This window comes from Bradyrhizobium sp. IC4060 (assembly GCF_020193715.1).
Lineage (GTDB): Bacteria > Pseudomonadota > Alphaproteobacteria > Rhizobiales > Xanthobacteraceae > Bradyrhizobium > Bradyrhizobium yuanmingense.
The window spans coordinates 713613-729220 of the sequence record NZ_JADYVJ010000003.1; the positions used below are offsets into that span (position 1 = coordinate 713613).

Here is a 15608-nt window from a genome sequence, read left to right on the forward strand (position 1 = left end):
CCTCCGTTCATGGCTGACGCCCGCGACATCACGCCATCAGGCGTTCTCGCCTTCTGGCGAGAGGCCGGGCGCCAACGCTGGTACGAGCGCAGCGATGATTTCGATGCGGAGATACGACGCCGCTTTCTCTCGCTGTGGCAGAAGGCAGCCGCCGGCGAGCTTGCCTCATGGGAGACAAGCGACGACGGCGTGCTGGCACTCGTCATCGTGCTCGACCAGTTTCCCCGCAACATGTTTCGCGGCACGCCGCAGGCCTTTGCCAGCGACGCACAGGCGCGCGACGTCGCCCGCCGCGCCATCGCGCGCGGCGTCGATCGCAGGGTCGATCCCCTCCTGCTGGAATTCCTCTATTTGCCCTTCATGCATTCCGAGCACCTGGCCGACCAGTTGCATTGCGTCGCGCTGTTTCGAAACACCGACAATACCGAAAGCCTGAAATACGCGCGCGACCACGCCGATATCATCGCGCGGTTCGGCCGCTTTCCCCACCGCAACCGTCTCCTCGGCCGCGACACCACCGAGGAGGAGCAGGCCTTCCTCGACGGCGGCGGTTTTGCCGGCTGATGACATCACGGTGAACGGCCGCCATCCTCGCCGCTTCCGCCACTGGCAATATTGTGCAGGCCCGCCGCCCGGTCTAAAAAGCGGGACCGATTTTCAGGGAGACTGACGATGGCGATCCAGATTGGCGACAAGCTGCCCGAGGCGAAATTCCGCGTGATGACGGCGGAAGGCCCGCAGGTGAAGACCACCGACGACATCTTCAAGGGCAAGAAGGTGGCGCTGTTCGCGGTCCCCGGCGCCTATACCGGCACCTGCCACAAGATGCATCTGCCGAGCATCTTCCTCAACGCCTATGCCATGAAGGACAAGGGTGTCGACACCATCGCCATCGTCTCCGTCAACGACGCCTTCGTCATGAACGCCTGGAAGCGCGACACCGACCAGCGCGACGAGGCCGTCTTCCTCGCCGACGGCAATGCCGACTTCACCAAGGCGATCGGCATGGAGCTGGACGCCTCCGCCAACGGCCTCGGCATCCGCTCCAAGCGCTATTCGATGCTGATCGAGGACGGCGTGGTCAAGAAGCTGAACCTCGAGGCGATGCCCGGCAAGGTCGAGGTCTCCGGCGGCGATACGCTGCTCGGGCAGCTGTGAGGCGCCACCGGTCTTAGCCACACATGACGCTGTCATGCCCCGCGAAGGCGGGGCATCCAGTACGCCGAGGCTTCTCGGTTGAATCAGAAACGTATCGGAGTACTGGATCGCCCGGTCAAGCCGGGCGATGACAGTGGTGAATGAGGCGACGATGGCGCCCCCTACTCCCTCACCCGCTGCTGCAACCGCGCCATGACGATGCCGTCGCGCGCCAGCTGGTCGGCGCGCTCGTTCTCGGGGTGGCCGGCGTGGCCCTTGACCCAGTGCCAGCGGACCTCGTGCTGCTTCAGCGCTGCGTCGAGGCGCTGCCATAGCTCGACATTCTTCACCGGCTTCTTGTCGGCGGTGCGCCAGCCGTTGCGCTTCCAGCCGAAGATCCAGCCGGTGATGCCCTGCCGGACATACTGGCTGTCGGTGTAGAGGTCGACCGTGCACGGCCGCTTCAGCGCTTCGAGCGCCGAAATCGCCGCCATCAATTCCATCTGGTTGTTGGTGGTGTGCGGCTGGCCGCCGTTCAGCTCCTTTTCCTTGTCGCCGAACTTCAGGATCGCGCCCCAGCCGCCCGGCCCGGGATTTCCCGAGCAGGCGCCGTCGGTATAGATCGTGACATTGGGTAGCTCGCTCACGCCACCAGCCCCGACGGCATCAGCCCATAATCGCGCACGCTCGTCACGCTCTGATGGAAGCGCAGCTTGCGGACATACTCGAGCGGATCCTTCGGCTTGACCAGCGCGCCTGCGGGCACGTTGAGCCAGTCGACCAGCCGCGTCAGCAGGAAGCGGATCGCCGCGCCCCGCGCCAGCAGCGGCAGCGCGGCCTCTTCGGCTTCGCTCAGCTTGCGCACCCGGCCATAGGCGTTGAGGAAGGCACGCGCCTTGGTGACGTTGAAGGAATGATCCGGCTCGAAGCACCAGGCGTTGAGGCAGATCGCGACGTCATAGGCCAGCATGTCGTTGCAGGCGAAGGTGAAGTCGATGATCCCCGAGAGCTTGTCGCCGAGGAAAAAGACGTTGTCGTTGAAAAGGTCGGCGTGGATCACGCCTTCGGGCAGGTTGCTCGGCCAGACGCCGCTCGAGAGATAATCAAGTTCGGCGGCAAGAAAATCGCGCAGACCGGGCTGCACCTCGTCGGCGCGGCTTGAAGCTGCGTCGAACAGCGGTCGCCAGCCGGAAACCGAGAGCGCATTGGTGCGCTTGATCGCAAAATTCGCGCCTGCCAGATGCATCTTCGCCAGCCCCTCGCCGACCCCGGCGCAATGGGTCGCGTTCGGCTTGCGCGGCCAGACGCCTTCGAGGAAGGTGATGATCGCTGCGGGCCGGCCTGCCAGCTCGCGCAGCGCCTCGCCGTCTCTTGCCTTCACAGGCAGCGGACAATTGACGCCGTGCTCGGCCAGATGCGTCATCAGCGCGAGAAAGAACGGCAGATCGTTCCTTGCCACGCGCTTTTCGTACAGCGTGAGGATGAACGAGCCTTTGCTTGTGTGCAGCAGGAAGTTGGAATTTTCGACGCCCTCGGCGATGCCCTTGTAGGAGAGCAATTCGCCGAGATCGTATTGCTTCAGGAAATCCGCAAGCTCGTCGGCGGCGACGTCGGTGTAGACCGCCATCAAGGTCTACTCGGCGGCAGCTTCGGGGCGCACCTGACGCGGCAACGGGAAGAACTCGTTCTCTTCCGCGGCCGAGACCGTCTCCACGTGCAGCGTGTAGCGCTCGGCGAAGGCGTCCATGATCTCCTCGACGATCACCTCAGGCGCGGACGCGCCAGCGGTGATGCCAAGGCTCTTGATGTTGCCGAACCTGCTCCAGTCGAGGTCCGCGGCGCGCTGCGCCAGCACCGCGATCTTGCAGCCCTCGCGCTCGGCAACCTCGCGCAGGCGCTGCGAGTTCGACGAGTTGGGAGCACCGACCACGATGAGCGCGTCCACCACCGGCGCCACCTTCTTCACCGCGAGCTGGCGGTTGGTGGTGGCGTAGCAGATGTCTTCCTTGTGCGGCCCGTTGATGTTGGGGAAGCGTTCCTTGAGCAACGCAACGATCTCCGCGGTGTCGTCGATCGACAGTGTGGTCTGCGTCACGAAGGCGAGGTTGTTGGGGTCCTTCGGCGTGATGGTCTTGGCATCCTCGGCGGTCTCGATCAGGGTCACTGCGCCGGGCGGCAGCTGGCCGAGCGTGCCGACTACCTCGGGATGGTGGGAATGGCCGATCAGGAAGATCTCGCGGCCGCGCTTGAAATGGATCGCGGCCTCGCGATGCACCTTGGTCACCAGCGGGCAAGTCGCATCCAGCGAGAACAGGTTGCGGGACTGGGCGTCGGCCGGAACCGATTTCGGTACGCCATGGGCCGAGAACACCACCGGGGCGGTGGTATTCTCGGGGATTTCGGCGAGCTCCTCGACGAAGATGGCGCCCTTCTTCTTCAACCCATCGACGACGTACTTGTTGTGCACAATCTCGTGGCGAACATAGACGGGGGCGCCGTACTTATCGAGCGCCCGTTCCACGGTGTCGATCGCCCGGACCACCCCGGCACAGAAGCCGCGGGGAGAACAAAGCACGATCTTGAGGTCTGGTTTGGCTGACATTGAGCGATCTCGGGACCGAATCACCCGATCGCGTTCTGCCGGGGCGGTCGATGGATGGGAATTTGGCTTAAAACTGTCGGCTTGAACCTTACAGCGGTTCAAAGGGAATTGGGCCCCCTTTCGGGCGGTGTCAAGGCACTATCTATAGCAGAACCATTGCATGGCTACCCCCTCCGGGCTTATATAGCGCGAATTCCCTGTCATCGCTGATGACCACCGGTTTCGCCTCCAGAGGGGTGGGCGAAGCACAAAGGAGATTTGCCATGAGCAACGCACCTCTGATGCCCAAGGCGACCGCCGTTTGGCTGCTCGACAACACCGCGCTGACCTTCGACCAGGTCGCCGATTTCACCAAGATGCATCCCCTCGAGGTGCGCGCCATCGCCGACGGCGACGCCGCCCAGGGCATCAAGGGCATGGATCCCCTCTCCAATGGCCAGCTGACCCGCGAGGAAATCGAGAAGGGCGAGAAGAACCCGGACTACCGGCTCCGCCTCCAGGAGAGCAAGGTGGTGCTGCCGCCCCAGCCCAAGCGCAAGGGCCCGCGTTATACCCCGGTCTCGCGCCGCCATGAGCGCCCGAGCGCCATCCTCTGGCTGCTGCGCAACCATGCGGAGCTCAAGGACGCCCAGATCATGCGCCTGGTCGGCACCACCAAGAGCACGATCGCGAGCGTGCGCGACCGTACCCACTGGAACACCTCGGCGCTGACCCCGATCGACCCGGTCACGCTCGGCCTGTGCTCGCAGATCGAGCTCGATTTCGAGGTGCAGCGCGCGGCGAAGGAGAAGCCGATCGACGCAGCCTATGGCGGCGCCACCCTGCTGCCGGCCTCCGAGACCACCCGCAAGGACGAGTACGAGCCCGCGGAGAAGTCCAGCGACGACCTCAACGTCGACGCCGTGTTTGCCAAGCTGAAGACGCTCGGCGGCAAGAAGCACGAGGACGAGGAGGAGTAATTCCTCCCGTTCATCCACCATCAACGCGAACGCGGCAGGAAAACCTGCCGCGTTTTGTTTGTACGCCCGAGCTGGGCTTCAGGTCAGAACTTGTAGGTCACACCCGCGCCGACCAGCCACGGATCGATATGCGCGGTGCCGGTGACCGGCAGGCCGGAGACGATGGCGCTGTAGTTCGGGCGCAGCCAGAGCTTCTTGACGTCGACGTTGAGACCCCAGTGCCGGTCGATCATGTAGTCGAAGCCGAACTGGACGGCGCCGCCCCAGGTGTTGCTGACGTGCAGGTTGGTGGTGGTGGCGACGATCGCGGGCGGACCGGCGATCGCGGAAGGCGCATTGGCCGCGGAATTGTTGAAGAACACGGTGTAGTTCACGCCCGCGCCGACATACGGCTTGAACGCGCCGAACTGGTCGAAGTGATATTGCAGCGTCAGCGTCGGCGGCAGCAGCGTGGTCTTGCCGATCGGCAGATTCGCGAGCGAGCCGGTGCCGCTGATCGAATGCCTGGTCACGCCCAGGATCAATTCGGCAGCGATGTTCTTGGTGAAGAAATAGCTGATGTCGAGCTCGGGGACGACCTGGTCGCTGATCGACAGGCCTGAATTCGGCGACGACAGCGAAGGCACGCCCGCGACATTGACGGTGCTCCCGCCCGCATCCGGCAATACGCCGAGCACCCGCAGGCGGATCATCCACGGATTGAACGCCTCCACCGGCACCGGCGCCTTCTTGTAGACCGGCAGATCTGCCGCCTGCACTGATGCAAAAGTGCCCACGAGCATCGCGCCGAGCGTCGCGACCCGCGCCAAGTTTCTTATCGTTCCATCCATTTTCAATCCCCTTCAACCATGTCGACGCGTCGTTGCGCGACATCAGCGTCAGAGCAGAAAGAGAATGGTGAAGGATTTGATGCCGATCAAACCAGGACTATCGCGACGCTATTTGGCCCCGGCGTTGCAGATGTGTCACGGAAACCGCGAATGCAAAGCGGGTGGCGCGGCAGCATAGTGCCGCAGCTCACATCACGGGCGCACGGGGTTGTTCAGCATGTACTCGCCGAGATCGCGCTGGCGGCGGTCGGCGCGCGCGGTGGCCGCGTTGCGCTGGACGTCGCGGTCCTTGCGGCAAGCCACGTAATCCGGCGAGCCCTGCGCATAGCCGCGGCTCTGGCAGACGGCGTCGTCATCATCGCCGCTCGCCGCCACCGGATTCTGGTAGCGTGCCGAGCAGGCGGAGAGAGCGACGGCGAGAGCTAAGGCGGTCAGCAGGCGTGGCGCGGCGGCAAGTGGCATACGAGGTTCCCTATCGGCCGGCCCTGTTTAGCGCGGAATGCGGAGATTGTAAGTCCCTGGACGCCGTTCCACGCTCGCTGTCGTTCCCCGCACAGGCGGGCGATGACAGTGGAGAGCGGTGAGCAACGCCCTTCCCGCCCCGGGATGACGCTTCGCCTCACATCCGTCCCTTCAGCGCCTCGCCGATCTCCTCGAGTGCCTTGGGATCCTCGATCGTCGCCGGCATGGTCCAGGATTCTCCGTCGGCGATCTTCTTGATGGTGCCGCGCAGGATCTTTCCGGAGCGCGTCTTGGGCAGGCGGCCGACGGTGATGGCGAGCTTGAACGCGGCGACCGGGCCGAGCTTGTCGCGCACCAGCGCGACGATCTCCTTCTCGATCTCGGCCGGCGGGCGCTTCACGCCCGCTTTCAGCACCAGGAAGCCGCAGGGCACCTCGCCCTTGATCGCATCCTTGACGCCGAGCACGGCGCATTCGGCGACATCGGGATGCGAGGCCAGGATCTCCTCCATGCCGCCGGTGGAGAGGCGATGCCCGGCGACGTTGATGATGTCGTCGGTGCGGCCCATCACGAAGATATAGCCGTCCTCGTCCTTGTAGCCGGCGTCGGAGGTTTTGTAATAGCCGGGGAATTCGCTCAGGTAAGCCTCCTTGAAGCGCGCGTCCTGATTCCACAGCGTCGGCAGGCAGCCCGGCGGCATCGGCAGCCTGATGACGATCGAGCCCATGGTGTTGGGGCCGACCGGCTTTGCCGCTTCGTCGACGACATCGACCTGATAGCCCGGCATCGGCACCGTCGGCGAGCCGTGCTTCACCGGCAGCATGCCGAGGCCGACCGGATTGCCGGCGATGCACCATCCGGTCTCGGTCTGCCACCAATGGTCGATCACCGGTACCTTCAGCTGCTGCTCCGCCCATTCCACGGTCGGCGGATCGGCGCGCTCGCCGGCGAGGAACAGGGTACGGAATTTCGAGAGGTCGTACTGCCGGATGAATTTCCCTTCCGGGTCTTCCTTGCGGATGGCGCGGAAGGCCGTCGGCGCGGTGAAGAAGGCCACCGCCTTGTGCTCGGAGATCACGCGCCAGAACGCGCCGGCGTCGGGCGTGCCGACCGGCTTGCCCTCGTACATGATCGTGGTCGCGCCATGCAGCAGCGGGCCGTAGACGATGTAGCTGTGGCCGACCACCCAGCCGATGTCGGAGCCGCACCACCAGACCTCGCCCGGCTTGACGCCGTAGAGGTTGAACATCGACCATTTCACCGCGACGAGATGCCCGCCATTGTCGCGCACGACGCCCTTCGGCACGCCTGTTGTGCCCGAGGTATAGAGGATGTAGAGCGGGTCTGTCGCGGCGACAGGCACGCACGCCGCGCGCTTGCCGTCGTTCAGCGCCTTGCGCCGCAGGCTGGCCCAGTCGTAATCGCGGCTCGGCGTCATCTCGCAGGTGAGCTGCGGACGCTGCAGCACGATGCAGGCCTTCGGCTTGCTGCTGGCAAGCTTGATCGCCTCGTCGAGCAGCGGCTTGTACTGCACGATGCGGCCGGGCTCGATGCCGCAGCTGGCGGACAGGATCAGCTTGGGCTGCGCATCGTCGATGCGGGTGGCAAGCTCCTTCGCGGCAAAGCCGCCGAACACCACCGAGTGCACCGCACCGAGCCGCGCGCAGGCGAGCATCGCGACCACCGCCTCCGGCACCATCGGCATATAGAGGATGACACGATCGCCTTTGGCGACACCGAAATCCTGCATGATTGCGGCGAGCGCCTGGACCTCGTTCAGCAGTTCGGCATAGGTGAACTTGGTGACCGAGCCCGTCAGCGGCGAATCATGGATCAGCGCGACCTGGTCGGCGCGCCCCCGTTCGACGTGGCGGTCGAGGGCGTTGTAGCAGGTGTTGACGACGCCGCCGGCGAACCAGCGGCCGTAGGTTCCTTGCGAGGGATCGAAGACCTTGGTCGCAGGCTCGATCCAGTCGATCTCCTTCGCCGCCTCGGCCCAGAAGCCCTCGGGATCGGCCAGCGAGCGCGCATGGACTTCATGATAGCTGCTTTTGCCCTGGATATTCATTCCCGCGCTCCCGTTCCCTTTATTCACCTGGCTTGAACCTCGTGGCAGGACAGGCGCCCCGCCATGACCAGGATCAATTGCCGGCCTTGTTTGGAGCCATTTTCCCGGGAACGGGCCGCGGTTCAAGCTGAAAAGGATAGGTTTTTTGGCGGAGGCGCGCGGCTGCGGCACGGGCGGTGCGCTCCCTCTCCCCGTTCTTACGGGGAGAGGGTTGGGGTGAGGGGCTGCATCCGCAATCATCGTGCAAATTGGACTCGCAGAGAGTCCCCTCACCCGGAATTTGCTGACGCAAATTCCGGCCTCTCCCCGCAGGCGGGGAGAGGCGAAGAAGAGCCTCTCAGCTCTCCATCGCGTTCAGCCGCTGCAAGCGGTCCTGCATGATCCTCTTCAGATCGTATCCGGGGCGGCGGAAGCTCGCATTGCGCGTCGTGAGGAACTCGCGCTGGGTCTTGCGCAGGTCGCTAGCGGAACGTCCTTTGGAAGCCCTCAGCACGCGTTCATAGGTCTCGGCGATCTGACGGTCGAGCACGCCGAGCTGCGGATCGGCGCAGATCACTTTCTCGACCTCACGCTTGGCGGTGGCGCACTTGAAGGACGGACCGCTATCGTCGGCCGAGCGCGCATGCATTGGGCCCGGCGACGCCGCGCCGAACCTGGCGATCTCGGCAATCATGCTGCGGCGGCCGTTCGCTGCATTCTCGTTGCCGGGATCCAGCTTCAGCGCCGTCTCATAATCGGCAAGCGCCTTCTTGCGCTCGCCCATCTTCTTGTAGAGCACCGCGCGGTTGTTGTAGGTCTTCGCGAAATTCGGATCGAGCTTCAGCGCAGCCTCGTAGTCGCTCAGCGCCGCCCCGAGCTCGCCCTTGAACTGGTAGGAGTCGCCGCGGTTGGTCAGGAAGTTGGCGCGCTGTTCCCGCCGGATCGCCTGGTCGTAATCGGCAATCGCCTTGTCGTACTCGCCCATCGCAGCATAGGTCAGGCCGCGGTTGTCGTAATATTCCGGCACCTTCGGGTCGAGCCTGATCGCCTCGCCGTCGTCGGCGACCGCCTTTTCGAGCTGGCCGAGCTTCTTGTAGGCCGCGCCGCGGTTGGTGTAGGTGCGCGCGCGGTCGGGATCGAGCCGCAGCGCCTCGTCGAAATTTCTGATCGCCTTCTCGTTGTCGCCGCCGAGATAATAGGCCACACCACGGTCGGACCAGGCTTGCGCATCGTCCGGCTTCAGCTTGATCGCCTGGTCGTAATCGGCGAGTGCGCGGTCGAGGCGGCGCTGATTGGTGTAGACGACGCCGCGCAGCTCGTAAGCTTCGGCATCCTGCGGGTCGAGCTCGATCGCCTTGGTCAGATCCGCTGCGGCCCGATTGAGATCGCCGCCGGCCTCGCGCAGGAGATCGCCGCGCACGCGCCAAGCCTTCGCGTTCTTGCCGTCGAGCGCGATGGCGCGGTCGAGATCCCGCAGCGCCTGTGACTGGCCTCCAAGGGTCTGCGCATTGGCTTCGGCGCGGACGACGAGGGCCGCGCTGCGTTCGGCGGCCGAATTGGCGGTCTGGTCGATGATGGCGCTGCACGCGGAGATCAACTCGACCGGGGCGGCCTTGCTTCCCAGCACGCACTCGGTGCTCGCCGCGGCGGGAGCCGCGAGAACGAAACTCATGGCCGCGCCGAGAAAGAGGGCGCGAAGCGAGATTTTGGCAGGCGAAAGCGCTTGCGCGGAGGCGTGAGTGCCGCACATGACATAGGGCTCCGTGACGTCGGGTTCTCACCGTTGTCGCAGCTGGCAAGCGATGGGTTCAAACCGGGCCTGGGAGGGACGGAGCGCTGCCGGCTCTCCCTCGCCCTGCTTGGGCAGGACTATCGCATATGAGATGTGGCTATGGGCACCGGCTGTCTCCACAGCGTCATGGCCGGGCTCGTCCCGGCCATCCACGTCTTTTCACACGGCACAAAGAACGTGGATGCCCGGTACAAGCCCGGGCATGACGACCCCTGCAATATTCAAATGCGATTGCCCTGCCGCTTGCGGGGAAAGGCGAAAATCTCAATATCCATCCACACCGTTCAGCCGCTGCAAGCGCTGCTGCATCGCCTTCTTCAGGTCGTATCCCGGCCGGCCGAAATCGGCATTGCGGCGCGCGATGAACTCGACCTGCTCGCGCTGGAGCGCTTTGGCCTCGGCCGCATTGCGCGCCTCCCGGATCGCACGGGCATTGGAGGCAAAGACCTCGCGATCGAGATCGGCGAGCTCGCGATTGCCGCAGATCGCCCGTTCCACCGCCCGACGCGCTCGCCCGCAATTGAAGCTGGGCTTGCCGGCGACCGCCATCTGCGCGCCGATCCGCTCGATCTCGCGCGCCATCGCCTTGTGATTGGCTTTGGCCTTCTCGTGGTTCGGATCGATCCTGAGCGCTGCGCCGAAATCCTGCACCGCCTTCGGCTTGTCACCCTTCTTCAGCCAGAGTTCGCCGCGCGCATTGAAGACGTCGGCAAGGCCGGGATCGAGCAGAAGAGCACGGCTGTCGTCGGCGATGGCATGGTCCACCTGATTGTGCCGCGCATAGAGCGCACCGCGCGCGATCAGAGCCTTGATCAGATCGGCCTTCGTCGTCTTCTCGTTGTCGATCACTTCGGCGCAGGCCGTGGCGGCCTTGTCCATGTCATCGGCTGCGGCCGCGGCGAGGCAGGGCGCGACATCGACCTGCGTCACAGCCACCGGCCCGCCGCCGGTCGCGGCATCGGCCGGGGCGAACGATAGCGCATAGAGCAGTCCGGCGCCGATCAGCTGAATGAGAAAACGCATGCGTTGCAGTCGAAGCCTTGTCGTCGATGTTAAGCTCTTGCCTTGAAGCCGCACTATCCATCATACGGCCGGATTGGTGCTAGCTTGTGGCGCCGCTGAAATCGGCTTCGGGGATCATCGTGTCGACATTCGAATGGATCATTGTGTTGCTGCTCGGCGCGGTTGGCTTATCGGCGCTGGCGCGGCGGATCAAGGTGCCCTACCCGACCTTTCTCGCCATCGGCGGCGCGCTGATCGCCTTCGTGCCGTCGAGCCCGTCCTGGACGCTGGAGCCGGACCTCGCCCTTGCCCTTTTTGTCGCGCCGGTCCTGCTCGATGCCGCCTTCGACACGTCGCTGCGCGACCTTCGCAAGAACTGGGTTCCGGTCTCGACCCTGGTGGTGGCCGCGGTCGGCCTCACCACGGCCGCCGTGGCCTATGTCGCGCACCGGCTGATGCCCGACATGCCCTGGGCCGCCGCGGTCGCGCTCGGCGCCATCGTGGCGCCGCCGGATGCGGCCGCTGCGGTTGCGATCCTGAGCCAGGTCAAGCTGCCCCACCGCATGGTCAAGGTGCTGGAGGGCGAAAGCCTGCTCAACGATGCCAGCGCGCTGCTGATCTATCGCATCGCCGTCGGCGCGGTCGCCACCGAGCATCTGACCTGGAGCCAGGTCGCCCCGACCATGGCGCTGGCGCTGGTCGGCAGCGTCATCGCGGGTCTGGCCGCAGGCCGCATCATTCCGCTGTTCATGGAGCGGGTGACGGAGGCGCCGAGCGCCATCATCGTGCAGTTCGCCACCACCTTCATGGTCTGGATCGCCGCCGAGCATCTCGGTCTCTCCGGCATCCTCACCATCGTGGTCTACGCCATCACGGTCGCACGCACCGCACCGGCGCGCATCCCGGCGCGGCTGCGGGTGCCGTCCTATGCGGTGTGGGAGACGACCGTGTTCGTGCTCAACGTGCTCGCCTTCATGCTGATCGGCATGCAGATGCGGCCGATCTGGACGCGGCTGGATGCGGACGTGCGCTGGGAATATTGCGTGGCCGCCGCCTGGATCCTGCTTACGGTGATCCTGGTACGCCTGTTCTGGGTGACGTTCTATCGCACGAGCCTGCGGGTGCTGATCGCGCAGGGGCTCTATCATCCCAAGGATCCGCAGCAGGTGGCCTCGCCCAAGGGCGGGCTCATCATCTCCTGGTGCGGCATGCGCGGCCTCGTCACGCTCGCCACCGCCTTTGCCCTGCCGGAAAACTTTCCCTATCGTGACTTCATCGTCTTCATCGCGTTTGCGGTGGTGCTGGGATCGCTGGTGATCCAGGGCCTGACGCTGCGGCCGCTGATCCTCGCTTTCAACCTCAAGGACGACGATCCCGTCGGCATCGAGGTCGCCCGCGGCCGCGCCGTGGCCTATCGCGCCGCGCTCGATGCGATCGAGAGCGATCCGTCGGAGGAGGCGGAAATCCTGCGGCTCGAATATCGCGCCATCCTGATGCAGGCCGAGACCGATCCCAACGGCGGCATCAGCAAGGGCGAACTGCCCGCCGATCCCCTGCGCCGCGGCGCTATCGAGGCCGCGCGCAAGGCGATCTTCGACCTGCGCGCCACCGAGGTGATCGGCGACGATGCGTTTCATCGGCTCGAGGAGGAGCTCGATCGCGCAGAATTGAGCGCGGGCGGATGATGTCTCTCCGCTGTCGTCCCGACAAGAGTTTGGGCGCTCTGCAATGTGCGCCGAGTCACACACAGCATCCCGCAGCTTGAACCAAACCCCGCCTCTCCAGACTCACCCCTGATGACGACCCTGATTGACGACCGTCGTGTACGCGCGCGTGATGCGTCGCCTGCACGATATTTTTATCTCCACATGGCGCTCGCCTGCGCCGCCACTGCCTTTCTCGGCTTCGCACCGACCTATTGGGTGCCGCTCGCTCACCGGACATTGTCCGCAAGCCCGGTGATCCATTTTCACGGACTCTTGTTCTTCACCTGGTCGCTTTATTTCGTGCTCCAGACCTGGCTCGCGGCCTCCGGCCGCGTGGTCAATCACCGCTCGTTCGGCATCGTCGGCGTCTCGCTTGCGACCGCGATGGTCATTTCTGGCTTCTTCGCGTCCGTGACCTCGATGAAGAACGCCGCGGCGCTCGGACAGGCCGATGCAGGCATCGCCTTCTCGATCGTGCCGCTGAGCGGCATCACATTCTTTGCCGTGGTGTTCGCGCTCGCCATCATGAACACGCGCAGGCTCGAGGTTCACAAGCGCCTGATGCTGCTCGCGGCGGTCTCGATCCTCGACGCCGCGATCGCGCGCTGGTTCCTGACCTTCCTCGCACCATCAGGACCGTCCGGCCCGCCGCCGGTGCCCGTGACGATCGCGCCTGCTGTGGTCGCCTCCATTCTGCTTGTCGTCGCCATGGTGCGCGACTGGCGCGCCGAGGGCCGCGTGCATCCGGTATACATCACGGGCACGCTCGCGCTTCTGGCGGTGAAGGTGCTCAACTGGCCGGTCAGCGAAACGGCGGCGTGGCACGCATTTGCCGGCGGCATCCTGGCTCTGGCGCAGTAGGCGACCTAGAACCGCGGCAAATCCGGGAACGCCAGCTTGCCCGCGTGGACGTGCATGCGGCCGAGCTCGGCGCAGCGGTGCAGGGTCGGAAATACTTTTCCGGGATTGAGCAGGCCCTGCGCGTCGAAGGCGCATTTCAGGCGCTGCTGCTGGTTGAGGTCGATCTCGCTGAACATGTCGGGCATGAGGTCGCGCTTCTCGATGCCGACGCCGTGCTCGCCGGTGAGCACGCCGCCGAACTCGACGCAGGCGCGCAGGATATCGGCGCCGAAGGCTTCGGCGCGCTCGATCTCGCCGGGCTTGTTGGCATCGTAGAGGATCAGGGGGTGCAGATTGCCGTCGCCGGCGTGGAACACGTTGGCGCAGCCGAGCTGGTACTTTTCCGAGAGCTCGCGGATGCGCGCCAGCGCCTTCGGCAGCGCGCCGCGCGGGATGGTGCCGTCCATGCAGAGATAATCGGGTGAGATGCGGCCCACGGCGGGGAACGCGGCCTTGCGGCCGGCCCAGAACAGGTTGCGCTCGGCCTCCGAAGTCGAGATCTGGCAGGTGGTCGAGCCGCAGGCGTTCGCAATGGCCTCGACGCGCGTGATCAGCTCGTCGACCTCGATCTTGGGCCCGTCGAGCTCGATGATGAGCAGCGCTTCGACATCGAGCGGGTAGCCGGCATGGACGAAGGCCTCCGCGGCGTGGATCGCGGGCTTGTCCATCATCTCCATGCCGCCGGGGATGATGCCGGCGCCGATGATGCGGGCCACGCATTCGCCGGCCGCCTCGACTTGCGCAAAGCCGACCATCAGCGCGCGCGCCGTTTCCGGCTTCTGCAGGATGCGCACCGTGATCTCCGTGATGACGCCGAGCAGGCCTTCCGAACCGGTGATGACGCCCATCAGGTCATAGCCGGGATTCTCGCAGCCCTTGCCGCCGATGCGCAGGATCTCGCCGCTCATCAGCACGATCTCGCAGCCGAGCACGTTGTTGGTGGTCATGCCGTATTTCAAGCAGTGCACGCCGCCGGAATTTTCCGCCACGTTGCCGCCGATCGAGCAGGCGATCTGCGAGGACGGATCGGGCGCGTAATAGAAGCCGGCATGGGCGACCGCCTGGCTGATTGCGAGGTTGGTGACGCCGGGCTCGGTGACGACGACGCGGTTGTCGAAATCGATCTCGCGGATGCGCTTGAACTTGCCGAGGCCGAGCAGCACGCCGTCCTCGAGGGGCAGCGCGCCACCGGACAGCGAGGTGCCGGAGCCGCGCGGAACCACCTTGACGCCTTGCGCGGCACAATATTTCAGGACGAGCGAGACCTGCTCGGTCGTATCGGGCAGCACCACGACCATCGGCGGCTGCCGATAGGCGGTCAGCCCGTCGGATTCATAGGCCCGCATCTCGGCGAGGCTGTCGATCACGCCCTCGCCCGGCACGATTGCGCGCAAGGCGGCGACGATTTCGCTGCGACGCGCCAGCACGGCCTGGTCGCTTGCGGGCATCATGATGGCCATTTTAAGAAGCCTTCGTCCGACGGATGGAATTATCTCGGCAAATCAATCATGTCTTGCGGACTTTGGGTAGGTCCTCCGAAGGTCGCATTGCTTTGTTGCAGCGCAAGTTCTCTCTGGGGCAAGTCTGCTAGCAGGAAACCTGTCAGAGTTTCGCGGCTTGTCCACTTGCACCGGACCTGCCAAAACCACGACCCTCCATCTGACCCGGGAAGAGACGAAGAGCACACTTATGACAAAACTGACTTTCGGCGCGGTGACAATCCTCACCGTCATTGCCACCGCACCCGCCGCGATGGCGCAGGATGTCGCGGCCGGCAAGACATCGTTCAACAAGTGCCTGGCCTGCCACGCGATCGGCGAAGGCGCCAAGAACAAGGTTGGCCCGGAGCTCAACGGCCTCAACGGCCGCAAGTCGGGCGCGGTTGAGGGCTATAGCTACACGGACGCCAACAAGAATTCCGGCATCACCTGGGACGAGGCCACGTTCAAGGAATACATCAAGGATCCCAAGGCCAAGATCCCCGGCACCAAGATGGCGTTCGCCGGCATCAAGAACGAGACCGAGATCAACAATCTCTGGGCCTTCCTTGCCCAATACGACAAGGACGGGAAGATCAAGCAGTAAGCGCACGAGGCGGACGCTAGAGCTTCGGTTCTGATCGGACCAGAATCGAAGCTCTGGCTTTCTTGTTCTGACACGTTTTTTCGCGC

General features: G+C 64.7%; 15 protein-coding genes. 6 read left to right on the forward strand and 9 right to left on the reverse strand.

Annotated features, from left to right (window positions below; all coding sequences use genetic code 11):
- Positions 1-9: 9 nt before the first annotated feature.
- The gene (locus I6F16_RS15180; RefSeq protein WP_036021216.1) at positions 10-564 is read left to right on the forward strand and encodes a DUF924 family protein; all 555 of its coding nucleotides are present in this window, start codon (positions 10-12) and stop codon (positions 562-564) included.
- A gap of 108 nt (positions 565-672) precedes the next feature.
- Entirely contained in the window at positions 673-1158 is a 486-nt protein-coding gene (locus I6F16_RS15185) for a peroxiredoxin (RefSeq protein WP_028180275.1), read from the forward strand.
- A gap of 161 nt (positions 1159-1319) precedes the next feature.
- On the opposite strand, the gene rnhA is transcribed toward I6F16_RS15185, so the two are convergent.
- From rnhA to ispH, 3 genes are read right to left on the reverse strand one after another with little or no spacing between them, the layout of a single operon-like run.
- Positions 1320-1784: a ribonuclease HI gene (gene rnhA, locus I6F16_RS15190; protein ID WP_035997507.1), complete on the reverse strand. Its 465-nt coding sequence runs from the start codon at positions 1782-1784 to the stop codon at positions 1320-1322.
- Positions 1781-2764, reverse strand: coding sequence for a homoserine kinase (locus I6F16_RS15195; protein ID WP_035997505.1), 984 nt, complete (start codon positions 2762-2764; stop codon positions 1781-1783). The genes rnhA and I6F16_RS15195 overlap by 4 nt, the downstream gene beginning before the upstream one ends.
- A gap of 6 nt (positions 2765-2770) precedes the next feature.
- The gene (gene ispH / locus I6F16_RS15200; RefSeq protein ID WP_036036458.1) at positions 2771-3739 is read right to left on the reverse strand and encodes a 4-hydroxy-3-methylbut-2-enyl diphosphate reductase; all 969 of its coding nucleotides are present in this window, start codon (positions 3737-3739) and stop codon (positions 2771-2773) included.
- Positions 3740-4002: 263 nt separating this feature from the next.
- Here ispH and I6F16_RS15205 point away from each other — a divergent pair, with 263 nt between their 5' ends.
- Positions 4003-4698, forward strand: a complete 696-nt coding sequence (locus tag I6F16_RS15205) for a cell cycle transcriptional regulator TrcR (protein ID WP_035997500.1) — start codon at positions 4003-4005, stop codon at positions 4696-4698.
- 83 nt (positions 4699-4781) lie between these two features.
- On the opposite strand, the gene I6F16_RS15210 is transcribed toward I6F16_RS15205, so the two are convergent.
- The 5 genes from I6F16_RS15210 to I6F16_RS15230 all read right to left on the reverse strand — a co-directional run bounded on the left by I6F16_RS15210 (position 4782) and on the right by I6F16_RS15230 (position 10852).
- Positions 4782-5528 carry an OmpW family outer membrane protein gene (locus I6F16_RS15210; protein ID WP_225111593.1) on the reverse strand — a complete coding sequence of 249 codons (747 nt, stop codon included), beginning with the start codon at positions 5526-5528 and terminating at the stop codon, positions 4782-4784.
- A 192-nt stretch (positions 5529-5720) separates the two neighbouring features.
- The gene (locus tag I6F16_RS15215) at positions 5721-5990 is read right to left on the reverse strand and encodes a hypothetical protein (protein WP_057028262.1); all 270 of its coding nucleotides are present in this window, start codon (positions 5988-5990) and stop codon (positions 5721-5723) included.
- Between the two features lie 157 nt (positions 5991-6147).
- Positions 6148-8058 (reverse strand): propionyl-CoA synthetase, encoded by a 1911-nt coding sequence (locus I6F16_RS15220; RefSeq protein WP_225156677.1) that lies wholly within the window; start codon positions 8056-8058, stop codon positions 6148-6150.
- Between the two features lie 337 nt (positions 8059-8395).
- Positions 8396-9787 carry a tetratricopeptide repeat protein gene (locus I6F16_RS15225; protein WP_225111591.1) on the reverse strand — a complete coding sequence of 464 codons (1392 nt, stop codon included), beginning with the start codon at positions 9785-9787 and terminating at the stop codon, positions 8396-8398.
- A gap of 306 nt (positions 9788-10093) precedes the next feature.
- Entirely contained in the window at positions 10094-10852 is a 759-nt protein-coding gene (locus tag I6F16_RS15230; RefSeq protein WP_225111590.1) for a tetratricopeptide repeat protein, read from the reverse strand.
- Between the two features lie 86 nt (positions 10853-10938).
- Here I6F16_RS15230 and I6F16_RS15235 point away from each other — a divergent pair, with 86 nt between their 5' ends.
- Complete coding sequence (locus I6F16_RS15235; protein WP_225111589.1) at positions 10939-12516, forward strand: sodium:proton antiporter; 1578 nt, start codon at positions 10939-10941, stop codon at positions 12514-12516.
- A 111-nt stretch (positions 12517-12627) separates the two neighbouring features.
- Positions 12628-13398 carry a hypothetical protein gene (locus tag I6F16_RS15240; RefSeq protein WP_035997484.1) on the forward strand — a complete coding sequence of 257 codons (771 nt, stop codon included), beginning with the start codon at positions 12628-12630 and terminating at the stop codon, positions 13396-13398.
- A gap of 5 nt (positions 13399-13403) precedes the next feature.
- Here the strand turns inward: I6F16_RS15240 and I6F16_RS15245 are convergent, their stop codons facing one another.
- Complete coding sequence (locus I6F16_RS15245) at positions 13404-14897, reverse strand: FAD-linked oxidase C-terminal domain-containing protein (protein WP_225111588.1); 1494 nt, start codon at positions 14895-14897, stop codon at positions 13404-13406.
- A 229-nt stretch (positions 14898-15126) separates the two neighbouring features.
- Here I6F16_RS15245 and cycA point away from each other — a divergent pair, with 229 nt between their 5' ends.
- Positions 15127-15522 (forward strand): cytochrome c-550 CycA, encoded by a 396-nt coding sequence (gene cycA, locus I6F16_RS15250; RefSeq protein WP_035997470.1) that lies wholly within the window; start codon positions 15127-15129, stop codon positions 15520-15522.
- Positions 15523-15608 lie beyond the last annotated feature (86 nt).